The organism is Siphonobacter sp. SORGH_AS_0500 (assembly GCF_031453245.1).
GTDB lineage: Bacteria > Bacteroidota > Bacteroidia > Cytophagales > Spirosomataceae > Siphonobacter.
This window is the reverse complement of the sequence record NZ_JAVIYT010000001.1, coordinates 481,350-499,016: the sequence shown is the minus strand read 5'-3', so window position 1 is coordinate 499,016 and position 17,667 is coordinate 481,350. Positions and strand designations below refer to the sequence as shown.

Sequence of the window (17,667 nt, the reverse complement as noted above, 5' to 3'; positions counted from 1 at the left end):
TGCTTAAAAACGATGGTTGGGAATAGACGCGATTGCATTAGTAACATATACCCATTTTCCCAGCCGCATAATAAAAAGAGGCGGTTACCCGAACAGGTAACCGCCTCTTTTGGAGTTCGTTAAAAACGGACTATTTCTTACCGTAACGTTTGTTGAATTTATCAACGCGTCCAGCCGTATCGAGGAGTACGTTTTTACCAGTGTAGAAAGGGTGAGATTGTGAAGAAACCTCAACTTTCACTACAGGATACGTCTTTCCTTCGAATTCTACCGTCTCTTTCGTGTCTGAAGTTGAACGGGTCAGGAATTTATAGTCGCTTGAAAGGTCCCAGAATACTACCTCGCGGTACCCAGGATGAATGTCTGCTTTCGCCATTATATTGATAGTTAGTCAGTTACGATTCTTTATGAACGGGCCGCAAAAATAATCATCTTTTGGGAATGTTACAAAATTTTACTAGAATGTTTTTTATTAGCTATCCCACTGAAAATCTTTTTATTGGACTTTTTAAAGTTTCTTCAATTCTATCGCTCCAGTGGGCGAATAATCATTCGAGTCGTAACTTTTTGTCTCTGAATTCAATGCGTTCGAGAAGCCTTCGCGGCACGGAATTTTAGTGAGTTAGATGAACTTTCAGGCAGTTGCAAGTCCACGTTCTTAACATTAATTTCACATTTGAAAAGTTAAGGTTCAGTGGGAACGATTGTAAAAGATATGCAGTTCAGCTTTTCATGTTTGCTTAATACTTACCCGCTCCCTTAGTGAGCATCTTTACCTCAACCCAAGTTTTTAAGTTATTCCCGAAATATTCTAACTCGCTGAAAATATGCATGTTATTAAACGAGACGGCCGACGCGAATCGGTAAAATTCGACAAAATAACCGCCCGCATCGAGCGGCTTTGCTACGGACTTGACCCGGCTTTCGTTCAACCCGTTGAAGTGGCAATGAAAGTAGTTTCTGGTATCTACGATGGTGTCAACACCGTAGAGCTGGATAACCTGGCAGCAGAAACGGCGGCCTCTTTAACGACTCGCCACCCCGACTACGCAACCCTGGCAGCTCGTATCGCCATTTCTAACCTGCATAAAAATACGCAGAAGTCATTCTCGGCAACGATGAAGCAATTGTATCATTACGTCGATCCCAAGACGAATGAAAATGCTTCTTTGATTTCTAAGGATACGTACGATGTAGTAAAGAAAAATGCTGGATTACTGGATTCTACTATCATCTATGATCGTGATTTCGGTTACGACTACTTTGGCTTCAAAACGCTTGAGAAATCATATCTACTTAAAGTAAACGGTAAAATTGCCGAGCGTCCTCAGCACATGCTGATGCGGGTAGCGATTGGTATTCATGGCAGCGACATTGAGTCGGCTATTGAAACCTATAACCTGCTTTCAGAACGCTGGTTCACGCACGCGACACCAACGTTATTCAACGCCGGTACGCCGAAACCTCAGTTATCTTCCTGCTTCCTGTTAACCATGCAGGACGACAGCATTAACGGTATCTATGACACGCTGAAACAGTGTGCCCTGATTTCGCAGTCGGCGGGCGGTATCGGTCTGAGCATTCATAACATCCGGGCCACGGGTAGTTACATCAAAGGCACGAATGGTACTTCCAATGGTATTGTTCCTATGCTTCGCGTGTTTAACGACACGGCTCGTTACGTAGATCAGGGAGGTGGAAAACGCAAAGGCTCCTTTGCCATGTACATTGAACCCTGGCATGCCGATGTGTTTGAATTCCTTCAGTTAAAGAAAAACCACGGTAAAGAGGAACTCCGGGCCCGCGATTTATTTTTCGCCCTCTGGGTACCTGATTTATTCATGAAGCGGGTGAAAGACAATGACGTTTGGTCATTAATGTGCCCCCATGAGTGCCCTGGTTTATCGGATGTATACGGGGATGAATTCGAGGCTTTATACGAAAAATACGAGCGTGAAGGCAAAGCTCGCCGTACGGTAAAAGCTCAGGATCTGTGGTTCGAGATCATGGAATCGCAAATCGAGACGGGCACTCCTTACATGCTGTTCAAAGACCACGCGAACCGCAAGTCGAACCAGAAAAACCTGGGTACGATCAAGTCTTCGAACCTGTGTACTGAAATCATTGAATACACCGCAGCTGATGAGGTAGCCGTTTGTAACCTCGCTTCTTTAGCTCTGCCTAAGTTCGTGGAAAAAGGTGAGGATGGATTCCTGCGTTTCAACCACGAAAAACTGTATGAGATTACGAAAGTAGCTACGCGTAACCTCAACAAGATCATTGATATTAACTATTACCCCGTCCCTGAAGCGGAACGTTCGAACAAACGCCACCGTCCGATCGGCTTAGGAGTACAGGGTCTGGCAGATACGTTTGTATTGCTACGCATGCCCTTCGAAAGCGAAGAGGCCCGCCAGTTAAACAAAGATATTTTCGAGACGATCTATTTTGGAGCCATGGAGGCTTCGATGGAAGAAGCTCAGAAATACGGCACGTACGAAACCTGGGCCGGAAGTCCCATTTCTCAGGGTATCTTCCAGTTCGACATGTGGGGTGTCAAACCTACTTCGAATCGTTGGGACTGGGAATCGTTGCGTGAAAAAGTAAAAACCCACGGGGTACGTAACTCCCTGCTGGTAGCTCCGATGCCAACGGCTTCGACGAGCCAGATTTTGGGTAACAACGAGTGTTTCGAGCCTTTTACTTCAAACATCTACGTACGTCGGGTACTTTCCGGCGAATTCGTAGTAGTGAACAAGTACCTGCTGCGTGACCTTGTGAAAATGGGCTTATGGAACGAAACGATGAAAAATAAACTCATCGCAGCCAACGGTTCCGTACAGAACATTGCTGAAATTCCTGCCAACCTGAAAGAACTGTACAAGACGGTTTGGGAAATCAAGCAGAAAACCATCATTGATATGTCAGCCGACCGCGGTGCATTCATTTGCCAGAGCCAGTCGCTAAACATTCACATGACGGATGCCAATTTCGGTAAAATCACCTCCATGCACTTCCACGCCTGGGAGCGGGGACTGAAAACGGGTATGTATTACCTGCGTACCAAAGCCGCTGCCGATGCCATCAAGTTCACGGTAGAAACGCAGGCTCAGGTAGCCATTCAGCCCAGTACGGCCACTGTGCACGAGAAGGCAATGAACTACCTGGCAACGCCTGAAGCACAAGCTGCTCTCTCAACACCTGTGATGACGAAAGAGGTGGAGCCTATCAAGTGGTCAGAAGAAGATGCAAAGGCAGCTATTGCCTGCTCGCTGGATGATCCTGAAGGTTGCGAGATGTGTGGATCATAATCGCGATATTTAGTCTAGATGAGCTTTATAAAACCCGCTTTAGAGCGGGTTTTATTTTTTCTGTATAGGACCTAAAACTCCTTTGTAAGTTCTTTCTATAAAACAATACGCATTGTATTCCGCTTTGAAAACGACTCCGTTAACTTTTAAGCAGCTCGCCCAACTCAAGGTCAAGGAAAACCCTGAACTTGATGAGCAATTCAGGAGAAAGGTTTTATTTTCCGAAAAGTTAGCTTTAGCCCATGAAGAAATTAGAAAATATGGCTTAAGCTTTCATTCCAAGCATAAATAAATCAAAAGGCAGACGGCAGCGTCTGCCTTTTTTCATTTCCTACAGGGCTATCTCGCCTCTCCACCGTCTCTTCGATAACTTACTCGTTAAATCGATGAGAAAATACCTCTGGACTTTGGTGCTCTTACCCGATCTATTATTTGCCCAACGGATTAACCGACAAGCACTGGTAGAGCGTCATTCGGTTATTACTACCCAAATGGATACGTTGGCCTCGGTCTCGGTAGGTAATGGTCGTTTTGCCTTTACCGTTGATGCAACGGGTTTACAGACGTTTCCAGCCTATTACGCTCAGGGCGTTCCCCTGGGGACGCAGTCGGAATGGGGCTGGCATAGCTTCCCTAATCCTGACAACTACAAACTGGAAGAATCGCTGAAGCCTTACCCGCAACAGGGAAGACAGGTAACTTATGCGGTTCAGAAAGGCTCGACGGCCCGCGAAAAAGCAGTCATTGATTTTGCCCGCCAGAATCCGCACCGCCTTCAGTTGGGGAATCTGGGCCTGGTATTACTCAAGAAGGATGGAAGCGAAGCCCGACCCTCGGATCTGACGGGTATTCGTCAGGAATTGAACATGTGGACGGGAGCCATTAAAAGCCATTTTAAGCTAGAAGGTACGCCAGTAGAGGTGTTAACCTACGGTCACCAAAGCAAAGACGCCGTAGCGGCTCAAATCAAATCCCCATTGTTCGCTCAAAAGCGTCTAAGGATTCGGTTACGCTTTCCCTACCCTACGAATCAGTTTGTCGATGCTGGAGCTTATTATGAGCAGTCGACTAAGCATACGTCACGAATAGTTACTAAATCAAGAAACTCCGCCCTGCTTGAACATAAGCTGGATCAGGATCAATATTTTGTTCATCTGAACTGGAATGGGCAGGCCACGCTTCAGTCCGCACAACCCCATGAATTTTTGCTTACTTCAACCGAACCGACACTGACATTATCTGCCTTATTTAGCCCCCAAAAAGCTCAGGTTCCTACTTTCGCAGAAACGCAGACCAGTAGTCGTAACGGATGGAAAAGCTTCTGGACCTCTGGAGCGGCCATTGATTTTTCTGAAACTACTGATCCACGAGCGAAAGAACTTGAACGCCGCATTATTCTTTCCCAATACCTAACCAAGATTAACTGTACCCAGTCCATGCCGCCGCAGGAAACGGGCTTGACCTATAACAGTTGGTACGGCAAACCTCACCTGGAAATGCACTGGTGGCACGGGGTCCATTTTGCTCTCTGGGGGCGAACAGAATTAATGGAAAGAAGTCTGGCCTGGTACAGAAAAACGGTAAATCAAGCAAAGGCTATCGCCGTTCGGCAAGGATATAAGGGCATCAGGTGGCCGAAAATGACGGACCGCGAAGGTAATGAAACGCCTTCGTCCGTCGGAGCTTTCCTGATCTGGCAACAGCCGCATTTTATTTACCTGGCTGAATTAGGTTACCGGGATAAAGCTAATGCCAAAGTTTTGAAAAAATATGCTGATCTGGTCGAAGCTACGGCTGATTTTATGGCCTCCTATGCCACCCTTGAAGGGAACCGTTATGTTTTGGGCAAAGGCTTGATTCCCGCTCAGGAATGTTTTCATCAGGAAGAAACCTTTAACCCTACATTCGAACTAACCTACTGGCGTTGGGCTCTGGAAACAGCCCAGCAATGGCGGGAACGGCAAAAGCTAGGTCGTAAAAAAGAATGGGACGATGTACTTCAGAAACTTTCGCCTTTGCCTCAAAAAGACGGCGTTTACCTGGCTACCGAAAGTGCTCCAGATTCCTATACCAATCCCAACTGGATGACTGATCACCCAGCCGTATTAGGGGCTTTAGGCGTAATGCCCCAGCAAACTGGAATGGATTCAACGATCATGCACCGAACGCTGGATTTAATCTGGGAAAAATGGAACTGGGACCACACCTGGGGCTGGGATTTTCCGATGACGGCCATGACGGCTACCCGACTCTATCAGCCCGAAAAAGCAATTGACGCATTGTTAATGCCCGTCCAGAAAAATACGTATTTACCTAACGGTCATAATTTCCAGGACGGACGTTTACGCATTTACCTGCCCGGCAATGGCGGTTTGTTGGCCACTGTCGCTCTTTTGTGTGCCGGTTTCGATGGAAGTATCAAAGAAAACCCCGGTTTACCCAGGCACTGGAAAGTAAAATGGGAAGGACTTAAAAAGATGCCTTAATAAAAAATGCCGAATGAAGTTCATTCGGCATTTTTTATGGCTGTTCATCTCAGTCTTAAGGATTAGATCCTATCATGGTCAGCGTTCCCAACGCATATTGCAAGACAGCGGAAGTATGATTTGCACCACTCACGGGGAAATACTGCACTTTTGCTGCTCCTTTTGCTTTCATTGCAGCAAACGCCGTTTGGGAATTCAGAACCGGTACCAGATCGTCAGCCGTTCCGTGATACATCCAGAGCGTAGTATTGGGCTTCCAGTCATAAACGTCGTTATCCTTCACCGCATTCAGAAAACCCGTATCCGTTCCATCATTCAACCCTTTTTTAAACGAATCCGTAAACGTATTGCTAATGCTGGTATTAATAACCAGGGAAGATAAATCCGACTGATGTTTCACTTCCGCTGGAATTTGCGAAGCATAAGGCTCTTTGAAATAATAGCTAGCCGGGCGGTTTAATCCATAAATTCGATTATAAGTCAATAATACCCAGGCATATAAGCGATTGTAACTTACAGTCGTGGTAGCCTGATTATTAACGATATACTTCATAAACTCAGTCTTGTTGTAAGCTCCTGAGCCCACCGAAACTGCTCTTAAATTAAACTCTGAAGCCGCTTCTTCTTCTATTTTCTTCAATAAGGACATCGTAGCGTATCCGCCCTCGGAGTAACCTGTCAGGTACAAACGCTTATCCCAATAACGGGTATCTTTCTTCGCAAAATATTCCTTTGCTGCCCGAAGCAAATCCAGGCTCGCCTGCGATAAACCCTGACGATGTTCATACGTATGTGCCAGATTTTTCGACGCTCCGTAACCAATATAATCGGGAGCAACAGCTACATACCCCTGGGCTGCCAACAGAATTACCAACTGTGCATCGTTACCAGCACTGGGGTTTAGATTAGAAGGAGCCTGGGCTTCCGTCGAAATTGTTCCGTGCTGATAGCTAACCATTGGAACGGCACTTGCATTGGCACTTAACGCAGGAATGACGATGGCTCCTGAAGCTTCAATTTCCTGATTATCGGTATTCTTCGTTTTATAGGTAATCCGATAGGCTTTAACACCGTAAGAAACCAGGGTTCCATATAAGGGATTAGAAGTAGCGACCAAAGATTTTACCTTATCAACGGATAGAGAATCAATAGTTTCAACTTTAACTAAATACTTATCGGCAACTTCTCCTGGATTTGGTTCGGGATCTTTTCCGCAAGCCAGCAAGAAAAAAGTAATCAAACACAACAAGGCTTGGGAAGAATAATGCAATAAATGAGTTTTTTTCATGGATTTGGTAAAGAAAACTGCCGATTAAAAGAAGAATGGCCTAGACAAGCCGAAGATAACGAAAAAATATCCGTAACTCCCTAGTAATTAGCCATTCAAATTAATATCCAATCGGGTTCTGTGTTTATAAAAAACAAATAAAATCTTTATAAAGTTCCTATTATTTGAGCATTATAACCTACTAACCTACCCAAACACTCTTTTGGCAAATACCTTGATAGAATATTTTTTTCGTGCCTAAAATACATAATTTAATACATCTAAAATAAGGTACCTAAAGATTAGCTAATGAGTATTTACCTTAATGTAAAACATCTTTACATTACTTTTTAAAAGTATATTTTCGAGTCAGTGTACCCTCATAATTGGTAATAAAACAAATTTTTATTAGCTAAATAAATTAGAAATTATGTACTATTAGTTTCAACAAGCTTAAACCTATTTGTACATATTTAGTCTAATTTGGCAGTTCGTCTGAACAGGTATTTATTAGATAACGCCCCATTTAAAACTCTTTTTTAAAAACAAACGTCAACTTAATGGAGTTACATAATTAGAGTAATGAAGTAAATTTAAGGTCCTATTTTATCCAACTTTGCTTCTAAAAAATCCATACCTACCGATTTATGATACCAATGATTTGTTTTTTAAAGCATAAATCAGATATTTGTTTCGTTATTATACACAAGCAGCACAATTAATTATTTATCAATTCATGAAAAAAAAATCAATTCTTTTCTTTTCTCCTAACGACAATGTAGAGGAAAAGAAAAAGTCAGCCAAAACGAAAGAGGCCCCAACTACTTCTATTTCCAAAAAAGGAAAGCTGTTGTTATCTCCTGCTGTACTTGAATTATTGGAAGCAGACCCTGCAACCAGCTCATTCAAAGTAGGTACAGAAGAAAGAAAAAGAGGCGTTGGTTCCTTCTTTTTAGTGAAGGCAGATGAGGCAGATACAGATGCTTTCCCAATTGCCAAAAGTGGTCGTGGTCATGGTATTGCCTTAGGAGCAATTTTCGATAGAATTGGCCTGGATTACAAAACGTTCGATTATACGTTTGATATCAAACCTTTCACTTATGAAGAAGAAGGTATCAGCGGATATGAATTATCATTAAAAGAAAAATCTCCTCGTACGGCAGCTACTAGTTCTGAAGAAGAATAGTAAAGTATGAGTAAAAAAGAAAAGGTTCGGCTTTGTAAAAAGCTGAACCTTTTCTTTTTTGTCTCTATGGCTAGCACCTGATTTTTCTCAACATTGTTTAGTAATTAGTTATTAATGGTGTTTCCTGATGACTTTAACGGGCAGGAAAAGTGTAATCCGGCATTTAAGACTAAGAAAATTAGAGAGTTATCTGGTTGTTAAGCCTAAAGAAACTAGGCATTTAAAATTGTAACCCAATAACTTTGACTAGCATTCATTCTTTCTATTAGGATAGGTTCGTAGTTATTACTACCAATCGGTTATTATTCGTTAAATGCTTAACTACATTAGCGTAATTACTCCATCCCTTTTACACCTGAAATGAGAGTAAGAGCTTATCCACTGGCTGAGGCCTCACCTCTGCTCCCCTAAATAGCTCCTGAAAATTCTAACAAAATTCTAATTGCCTCCAGGCTACAATTGTTACTGAAATTGCGGAATTTTAAGGTTCTTTACTAGTACTAAAGAAAATTGGGAATGGACTGACCGGGAAAATTTTGTCCCGGTCAGTTTTTTGTAAATCCCCTCAGAAACGTAAGAATACGGTTTTTTTCAAAAAATAGCCCTTGATTTTAAAGGCGAGGACGGGTATCTGCCTATTTCATCTATTCTTTAGCAAATTCGGCTATTTTAGAACCATCCTTCGTTAAAATACCGTATATGTTTGCATGGTATACTCATCAACAGTCTGGTATATTTGCACTTGAAAACTGAATTTGCTAAATCCCCTTTAAAACTAGTATCCACATTATGAGAAAAATTTGGGTAATGCTGGCTCTGTCCACAGCCGTAATGACCAGCTCCTGCGTGAGCAAGAAAAAAGCCCGGGCCCTGCAAACCCAGGTCAACGACCTCCAGGCCGAAAACGCCCGCCTGGCTGAACGCATCCGCGTCGAACTCGGCGACTGCCAGCAAAAGTCCGCTTCCCTGCAGGCTCAACTCGATTCCAAAAACTCCGAACTCTCGGCTAAATCTGCCCGCGTCAAAGAAGTCGAAGATCAACTCGACTACCTCAAACGAACCAACGCCGGGCTCCTCGACCGCATGGCCGATCTCTCCATCGTTTCCAAACAGGGGGCCGAGTCCATCAAACGTTCCCTGGAAGCCATCGATCAGCAGAGTAAATACATCCAGAGCCTCAACTCTTCCATTCAACGCAAGGACTCTTTGAACATGACCCTGGTCATGAACCTCAAGCGGTCCCTGGCCAATGTCAATGATGAGGACGTGGAAGTACAAGTGAAAAAAGGAGTCGTTTACGTTTCCATCTCCGATAAACTCCTCTTTGCTACCGGTCAGTCCAATGTCAATGCCCGGGCTGAGGAAGTCTTAGGAAAAGTAGCCCGGGTCATCAACGATCACAGCGAGCTCGAAGTCATGGTGGAAGGCCACACCGATGCCGTCCCCATCGCTACCGAAGTCAACAAGGATAACTGGGACTTGAGCGTACGCCGGGCCACTTCCGTGGTACGCCTGCTGCAAAGCAAGTTCAAGGTCGATCCCGCTCGTTTGACCGCCGCCGGCAAGGGTGAGTACGAACCCAAGGACTCTAACAAGAGTGCGGCTGGACGTAAAGTCAACCGCAGAACCGAGATTATCCTCACTCCACGTCTGGATGAGTTCTTCCAGTTGCTGGAGAAAAAATAAGGCATTCCTTGAAGAAGGATACACGTGAAAACCCCGGCTCACCAGGAGTGAGCCGGGGTTTTTCATGACCGCCCCTCTTACTTTAGACGCAACTTGACCGCCTCTGGCCGGAAGAGGCAAGTCTCGGCCCAGGGCCTCTCCACTCATGGGGTGGCTGGTGCGACACCAGCCACGGCGTAAGAGACCCGATCAAGTCGAGGCTCTACAAGTTTTATCTTTCCAAAATGATTATAAGCCTGTTTTCAGGAATTCATTCCGATACTGAAGCGGAGCTAAGCCTGTGGTTTGCCGGAATTGGCGATTGAAATGAGATATATTTCCAAAGCCACTTTGAAAGCATACTTCTGAAACCGTTAAATCCCCGTCAGAAACCAGTAACTGACTGGCATAGCGAATGCGGTACTCATTGAGCGAATCCACAAAGGTTTTTTTAGTTACCTTCTTATAATACCGACAAAAGGATTGCGGTGTCATGTTAATTAACTCAGAGATCGTCTCTAGCCGGATTTCCTGACGGAAATTCTCAGACATATACGCATAAATCTTATTCAGCCGTTCGTAATCTGTTTTGGGTAACTGAGCGAAAAACTGACTGGTATCCAGAACGTTCACTTCCTTACTTTCCGTCAGGGTATGTAATAAATCCAAAAGCCCCAGTAATCGGTGAAAGTGACTGGCTTTTAATAAATACTGAAGTTCTTTGCTAGCTAATTCAGCCGTTTTTCCGTAGAAATGTAGCCCTGATTTTGCTTTTTGAAGTAAGCGGGCAATGGGTAAGAATTCTGGTTTTTTGAAGAAATCAGGGCCTAAAAACTCTTCTTTGAACTGAATAACTATCGAGTGAGCAGGATCGGTATTGTTTTCATTTTTCCAGTAATGGGGCATATTAGGTCCCATTAATACTAAATCGCCTGCTTCAAAATTTGATACGTTCGTTCCCACAAATCGCTTTCCCCGACTAGAAAGAATCAGCGTTAATTCCACTTCGGGGTGAAAATGATACGGAGCATCAAAGGCCTCTAAAATATGCTCTCGGAAGGTAAATGAGCTATCGGGCAAAGCATCTATGTGTTCAAAAGATGGCTTCATCTTTGCTAATGTTAATACGAAACAAGTAACAATACTAAGCAAATTAGACCTTTGAATACAAACCTTTAGCTCAAAAAACAGAAGCTAATCTTTGATACTGAGGATATTATTAATTTGCCTGCTTCATAAAAAGAGTTCAGCTTTTGCAAACTGAACTCTTTTCATGAGGATTATTTTGAAGCCCCGTTTTTAAGAATACTCTGATAGCGGTTCATATCCTGAAAAACTTTTAGCGAAGCCATAATCTCGGGATCTTTACTAAAAGAATGCTCTCGAAGGCCTTTTTGTAGATAATAGCGAAGAATGATTTCCTGCTCCAGCATGTACCGGATTTCGTCTTTAAACTTCAATAAATCAGAGTCTTTGCTATGAGCAAATTTCGTTTTTAAGACTTTGAGCTGTTCCTGAACGACATCGTAATATTTTTCCTTTTTGGCAGAAGCTTCCAGTTCTTCAAATTTACGCTCAACATCGGTTGTATAATCGTAATCTTTATCACCTAGCCATTTAACAAATTCCTGATATTCAGCGTCTGACAGACTAAATTCACGACCCGGCTTAATTGAAGCATGATCGTGGCGATACTTATTAGCATACTCGAAAATATAGCCTTTCCGGTATAAGCTCGTCAAAATAGCCGACTGAGCCGGGTGATCTACCAAAATATCAGGAGCAATACCACCGCCGTCATAAACGGTACGTCCACTTTTTCGGGTTTTGAACGCTGTCTGTAACGAATCCGGGATTTTACCTACCGAGCCATCCGCATTCCGGTGTCCATAATCAATCGCCTGAATGCAGCGTCCAGAGGGAATGTAATATTTAGCCGTCGTTATTTTCAGCTTACTGTTATAACTCAAATCACGGGTAATCTGAACCAGCCCTTTTCCGAAACTTTTCTGACCAATGAGTACACCCCGATCATAATCCTGAATAACGCCTGCTACAATCTCAGCTGCCGAAGCACTACGGCTGTTGGTTAATACTACCAGCGGAATTTCTGCATCCATAGCCGGATTCAGGGCCGTGTAGGTTTTATTCCACTCGCTTACTTTGCCTTTGGTACTAACAATCTCGGAATCCTTATTTACAAAGATATTCGAAATATCTACTGCCATATTTAGCAGACCGCCGGGGTTATCACGTAAATCCAGAATTACTTTTTTCATGCCTTTTCCTTTCAAATCGGTAAAAGCCTGACGTACTTCTTTGGATGCCGTTCCGGTGAAATCTTTGAGATCGATGTATCCAATTTCATCATTAATCATGCCGAAATAAGGCACGTTGGACATCTTCACTACGTCGCGAGTAACACTGATCTCCTCCGTATTATCCTGACCAAACCGACGAAGGCTCAATTTTACGGCACTACCCGTCTGCCCCTTCATTAACTTATCCACATTGATGCCCGGCTTCTTCACGTCCAGTCCATCAATTTTTAAAATCTCATCCCCAATGCGAATGCCTGCTTTTTCGGCAGGCGTTCCTTCATACACCATGATAACCAAGAATTTATCCTGCCGCTGCTGAGTCAGAATACCAATTCCGTTATACTTCCCGGTGGTCATGGTCATGTAATCCTCAATGTCGTCTTCGGGGTAATAAACGGTATACGGATCGAGGTTTTTAAGCATGGCGTCAATCCCCGTACGTATGGTTTTATTAGGGTTTACGTCATCTACGTAATACGTATTAAGCTCTTTGAAAAGCGTCGCAAAAATGTCGAGATTCTTCATGATCTCGAACGTCCGCTCTCCTGGATCAGTAAAGGAGAATAATCCGAGCCCTCCCACCAGACATGTGGTAAGAAGGCCAACTTTCAGAGCGGTGTGTTTCATGAATCTATGGCTGGCTTTATAAATGCGATTTCAGAACAATTTAGAGGAAAAATTTCAATTTTGGATTATGGAAAGATGAGATTTGTCGTTTCGAACCCGATTATTCCTCCCTGGTAAGTGAAGCGGAGGCCGAGTTACTGGCTTTCCCGAGTTGCTTGAGCATAAACTTCATCTTCTTTTCAATGTCAGCGAAGGGTAAAATATCTTTTGCCACGTAAACGATGGCAATGCTGGCGGGCCACTGATCGTTGGTTAACAGGATCTCTTTATGTAAACGGTAAGCTTCCCGCAGGCGGCGTTTGAGTAAATTCCGGTCAACTGCTCTTTTGAAATTGCGTTTGGAAACCGAAACCATTACTTGTGGTAAAGCCGTCGAAGCACCCGCCAAAGCATTTACCTTGAGCGGATAACTAAACAAAGCCAGGATATCTTTACCATTGCGGGCAAAAAGTTGATCAATGACTTTTTTACTCTTCAATCGCTCCGTTTTTCGTAACCGCTGATCCATAGACGCTAAATAAGAAATGGGTGGCAAAGATACAATTCATTACCCCGACCAAACGGTTTCCAAAGGATGTTTTCGGGTTTTAATGGGTTAAACTGCATTCTAATCGTCCTTTAGCAGTAGTTAATCCCGTATCTTTAGTACCTAAGTAGCATTCCAAGTAGTTGAACGATATGCAGGCAAAGCAAATTTTATTGGTTGAAGACGATCAGCGGTTATCGGAGAGTATTTCCCGAACCCTGGGTCGAAAAGGATACGAGGTTTCTCCGGTTTTTGACGGAACCGCTGGTTTACAAAAAGCTCTGGACTCCAGTTTTGATCTGGTGATTTTGGATGTGGTTTTACCCGGACTGGATGGATACGCCATTTGCGGAGAATTGCGTCGCCAGAAGCCCCGCCTGCCTATTTTGATGTTAACTGCTCTGGATGATACCGAAGACCGATTAAAAGGATTTGAACAGGGCACGGACGACTACTTGGCTAAGCCATTTGACATCCGGGAGTTACACGCCCGCATGCAGGCCTTGCTTCGCAGAAATGAGTTTATTGAAGAATCCCAGACGCAAACGAAACTACGGATTGCGAATCTGGAAATGAATTTGCTCAATAAGACCGTTATCCGGGATGGGGAAAAGCTGGAATTAACCGCGAAAGAATACGCCCTACTGGAATATTTACTACTCCATCAAAACCGACTGATTACCAAAGCCGAGCTTTTGAAAGAAGTCTGGGGACTGAATTTTGATCCTGGTACGAACATCGTTGAAGTCTACATTGCTTACCTCCGTAAAAAAGTAGATCGCAATTTTGAGCCTAAGTTAATCCAGACCAAGGCGGGACAGGGGTATGTCTTACGTCCTGAACATTAATTCATTACTCGTTGATTCATGCGGATTCGTTACAAGCTTGCTCTGCTTTTTACGCTCATCGTTGCGAGCTTACTCACCTTGTTTTCATACGTCATTTACGAAGATTCGTCGCGGCACCGGGATGAAGTTTTTCTGGGACGACTGGAAAATAAAGCCCGAACGACAGCCCGGTATCTGATTGATGTCAAAGAGATTAATAATGAGCTACTTAGAATCATAGACCAAAACTCCCTGACGGCTCTGGACGAGGAGCTAGTGCTGGTTTTTGATCCCCGAAATAAGCTCGTTTATTCTAGTATCGATGACAAACCCGTTAAATACAGCCGCAGGTTAATCGCAGAAGTTCGGGAGGAAAAAATTGTTGAATATACCGAGGGTGTCTATGACCAGATTGGGCTGGCTTTTCCTTCTAAAATTGATAGCTCCAAGGGTGAGTACGTGGTATTAGCCTCGGCCTACGATAAATTCGGAAAATATAAACTTCGCAACCTACGGAATACGCTCCTCATCTGCTGGTTCGTTGGCGTTGGGCTAACCGTATTGGCTAGTGGCTGGTTGTCCGCTTATTTCCTGCGACCAGTAGCGACAATCAATGAAAAAATACAGCACATTACGGCTCAAAACCTCAAAGAACGTCTTTCGGAAGGAAATGGGAAGGACGAAATTGCTCAGCTAGCCATTAATTTCAATCAGATGCTAAATCGGCTGGATATGTCTTTTGAGCAACAGAAAAGCTTCGTTTCTCATGCCTCTCACGAGTTGCGAACGCCGCTTACGGCCATGAAGACGGATATTCAGTCGGGACTGGAAGAAACGTTGTCCGCCGAAGAATACCGGGAAATTCTGCGGGACTTGTTTCAGGATACCCAACGTCTAATCGGGTTAACGAACGGATTATTACAACTGGCTCGTCCGCTCGATAAAGTGCTGAGGCGAAATACCCTATCCGTCGTTGATTTATTACTTGATATTCAGTCGCACATGGGAGCAACCCAGAAAGTAACTGACATCTGTTTCGACCCGGCAATTTTTGAAATGAAACCGGATGATATTCAGGTAACGGGCGATGAGTCTTTGTTGAAAACCCTATTAACCAACCTCATGGACAATGCCTGCAAATATTCAAATGGGCATCCGGTTTACATTACCATCGAACGCCAGCAGTCCAACTGCTTTATTCACGTAAAGGATCAGGGTATTGGTATTGCCGAAAAAGATCAGGAACGGATTTTCGGGGCATTTTTCCGGGGAAATAATGCGATTCGTTATACGGGATATGGCATCGGGCTGGCCGTAAGTCAACGCATTGCTGAGTGGCACGACGGCTCTGTTTCCGTTCAAAGTGAGCTTCATCAGGGCAGCACCTTTACGCTTCGCTTACCCCTGGCCTAAAGCAGGCCTTTGAAGATCGCTCGAAATGGAAGCTTTATCCCGGTAATCAGGAAGTTCGACGCATTGAAAATTTAAAATTTTTAGGCTTAATTACTTTAGTTGTAGAACAACACACGGACGACTTGTGCGAGATTTGAAATTTAAAAAATTCAGTCAAAGCCTGACTGTTCTGATGCACTTGGCTTTCTGGGCATTTTTTCTGTCCCTGCCTTTTCTGCTCAGATCACCTCAGAATCCCCCGGGTACGCCTCGCGTAAAAGTACCCGATGAGGTAATCATTTTGCTGAATATGTTGACCATCCCCTTGTTTTATGTAAATGCTAATATATTCATTCCCAGAGTCTTAAAACGCCAGGGAGTTTGGTTTTATGTGGCTTACATTCTGCTGTCGATGACAGCCGTTCTTTCCATTAATCTAAGCTTACGCAATTACGTTTTCTTCCCCGAGTTACCCTCGGCCCGAATCACGATCTATACGCTTTTTCCCGTTTTCTTCATCCTCGCCGTTAGTACCACCTATCGTCTGTTGAGTGACTATCTAGCCGACGAACAGCAGCGGAAAGAATTGGAAAATGAGCAACTTAAATCTGAGTTAAGCTTTCTACGTTCGCAGATCAGCCCCCATTTTATGTTCAACGTCTTGAACAGCATCGTTTCCCTTTCCCGGAAAAAATCGGATATGGTTGAGCCCGTCGTTATTCAGCTTTCGGATCTGATGCGTTACATGTTGTATGAGTCTAACGGCACGCGGGTTTCGTTAGAAAAAGAAATCAAGTACCTCAATAACTATATTGATTTGCAGCGAATTCGGTTCGGTAACGACGTAAAAATTAATTTTGAAGCAGACAACAGGCTTTCACATCAGCCTATCGAACCCATGCTGCTGATTCCGTTTGTGGAAAACGCCTTTAAACACGGCGTCGGCATTATTAGTGATCCTGTCATTGACATTATGTTGCAGGCACAAGGGAAAACGCTCATTTTCAAGGTAAGAAACAAAGTAAATCGCCGCTTTAAAGAGGTGAAAGACAGCAGTTCAGGTATTGGGTTACCAAACGTTCAGCGTCGTTTAAGTTTATTATACCCTGAATCGCACGAATTAACCATCAGTGAAACCGGAGAATGGTATGAAGTCCAGCTTTCACTGCATTTCAATGGAGACCATCCGTTAAAAGACCGATCTTTGACCGAAGCCATTAACGGTTGATAAATGTATTTTTAGATTATTAATCAATTAGTTAGTTACCCAAAACGACTGAAACTATGATCAATTGTCTGGCCGTTGACGATGAATCGTTAGCTCTTGATTTACTAGAAGATAACATCCGCAAAGTTCCTTTTCTGAACCTGGTTAAACGTTGTAAAAATGCGTTTGAAGCCCAGGAAGTAATGCAACAGCAACAAATTGACTTACTGTTTCTGGATATTCAGATGCCGGGTATCAGTGGCGTGCAATTTGTGCAGAGTCTGAAAAACTCACCGATGGTAATTTTTGTAACGGCTTACGAGGAATTCGCCCTCGAAGGCTTTAACCTCGACGTGATTGATTACTTGCTAAAACCCGTCTCTTTCGAGCGTTTTCTCAAAGCCGTCAATAAAGCTTACGATTTATATAATCTTAGAAATCAGGAATTTAGCACCGCATCCGTTCCTGAAATACCCGCAGTTCCGCAAGAATACTTATTCGTCAATGCAGATTATTCACTGGTAAAAATCCGCATTTCGGAAATTCTTTACGTGGAAGGCTTAAAAGACTACGTCAAGATTTATCTCGAAGGGCAAACCCGTCCGGTGATTACCCGTTTAACGATGAAGGCCATGGAAGAAAAGCTTCCCAGCGGACCTTTCCTGCGGGTCCATAAATCATTCATTATCGCCTTTGATAAAATCGAGTCCATTCGCAACCTGCGAATTAAAATTGGACAGGTTCATATTCCCATCAGCGAGTCTTACGGCGAAGCATTATTCAAAGCCATTAATGCCGGAAAAGTGGAATAGCTTGCGGTTTTAATCCCATCTTATCTCGCTTTTATTCGAT

13 protein-coding genes are annotated in these 17,667 nt (G+C 43.7%); 8 read left to right on the top strand and 5 right to left on the bottom strand.

The features are described 5' to 3' along the window. Window positions 1-130: 130 nt before the first annotated feature. A complete protein-coding gene (locus QE357_RS02170) occupies window positions 131-376 on the bottom strand; it encodes a type B 50S ribosomal protein L31 (protein WP_106638405.1) in 246 nt (81 codons plus the stop codon). 451 nt (window positions 377-827) lie between these two features. Here QE357_RS02170 and QE357_RS02165 point away from each other — a divergent pair, with 451 nt between their 5' ends. Continuing rightward, window positions 828-3,311: a ribonucleoside-diphosphate reductase subunit alpha gene (locus tag QE357_RS02165; protein ID WP_106638404.1), complete on the top strand. Its 2,484-nt coding sequence runs from the start codon at window positions 828-830 to the stop codon at window positions 3,309-3,311. Between the two features lie 386 nt (window positions 3,312-3,697). After that, window positions 3,698-5,797 (top strand): hypothetical protein, encoded by a 2,100-nt coding sequence (locus tag QE357_RS02160; protein WP_309705468.1) that lies wholly within the window; start codon window positions 3,698-3,700, stop codon window positions 5,795-5,797. 55 nt (window positions 5,798-5,852) lie between these two features. Here the strand turns inward: QE357_RS02160 and QE357_RS02155 are convergent, their stop codons facing one another. After that, a complete protein-coding gene (locus QE357_RS02155) occupies window positions 5,853-7,085 on the bottom strand; it encodes a lipase family protein (protein WP_309705466.1) in 1,233 nt (410 codons plus the stop codon). A 715-nt stretch (window positions 7,086-7,800) separates the two neighbouring features. Here QE357_RS02155 and QE357_RS02150 point away from each other — a divergent pair. Continuing rightward, window positions 7,801-8,250, top strand: coding sequence for a hypothetical protein (locus tag QE357_RS02150; protein ID WP_307141848.1), 450 nt, complete (start codon window positions 7,801-7,803; stop codon window positions 8,248-8,250). A 789-nt stretch (window positions 8,251-9,039) separates the two neighbouring features. Then, a complete protein-coding gene (locus QE357_RS02145; RefSeq protein ID WP_307141847.1) occupies window positions 9,040-9,936 on the top strand; it encodes a flagellar motor protein MotB in 897 nt (298 codons plus the stop codon). A 228-nt stretch (window positions 9,937-10,164) separates the two neighbouring features. Here QE357_RS02145 and QE357_RS02140 read toward each other — a convergent pair whose 3' ends face one another. The 3 genes from QE357_RS02140 to rnpA form a co-directional block, all read right to left on the bottom strand. Continuing rightward, window positions 10,165-11,025, bottom strand: coding sequence for an AraC family transcriptional regulator (locus QE357_RS02140; RefSeq protein WP_106636649.1), 861 nt, complete (start codon window positions 11,023-11,025; stop codon window positions 10,165-10,167). Between the two features lie 170 nt (window positions 11,026-11,195). Next, a complete protein-coding gene (locus QE357_RS02135; RefSeq protein WP_106636648.1) occupies window positions 11,196-12,863 on the bottom strand; it encodes a S41 family peptidase in 1,668 nt (555 codons plus the stop codon). Window positions 12,864-12,963: 100 nt separating this feature from the next. Further along, window positions 12,964-13,371 carry a ribonuclease P protein component gene (gene rnpA, locus QE357_RS02130; protein WP_309705462.1) on the bottom strand — a complete coding sequence of 136 codons (408 nt, stop codon included), beginning with the start codon at window positions 13,369-13,371 and terminating at the stop codon, window positions 12,964-12,966. A gap of 170 nt (window positions 13,372-13,541) precedes the next feature. Here rnpA and QE357_RS02125 point away from each other — a divergent pair, with 170 nt between their 5' ends. From QE357_RS02125 to QE357_RS02110, 4 genes are all read left to right on the top strand, one after another. Continuing rightward, window positions 13,542-14,237, top strand: a complete 696-nt coding sequence (locus tag QE357_RS02125) for a response regulator transcription factor (protein ID WP_106636646.1) — start codon at window positions 13,542-13,544, stop codon at window positions 14,235-14,237. A gap of 18 nt (window positions 14,238-14,255) precedes the next feature. Beyond that, window positions 14,256-15,629, top strand: a complete 1,374-nt coding sequence (locus tag QE357_RS02120) for a HAMP domain-containing sensor histidine kinase (RefSeq protein ID WP_106636645.1) — start codon at window positions 14,256-14,258, stop codon at window positions 15,627-15,629. A 124-nt stretch (window positions 15,630-15,753) separates the two neighbouring features. After that, window positions 15,754-16,836 carry a histidine kinase gene (locus QE357_RS02115; RefSeq protein ID WP_309705458.1) on the top strand — a complete coding sequence of 361 codons (1,083 nt, stop codon included), beginning with the start codon at window positions 15,754-15,756 and terminating at the stop codon, window positions 16,834-16,836. A 56-nt stretch (window positions 16,837-16,892) separates the two neighbouring features. After that, window positions 16,893-17,627, top strand: coding sequence for a LytTR family DNA-binding domain-containing protein (locus QE357_RS02110; protein WP_309705456.1), 735 nt, complete (start codon window positions 16,893-16,895; stop codon window positions 17,625-17,627). Window positions 17,628-17,667 lie beyond the last annotated feature (40 nt).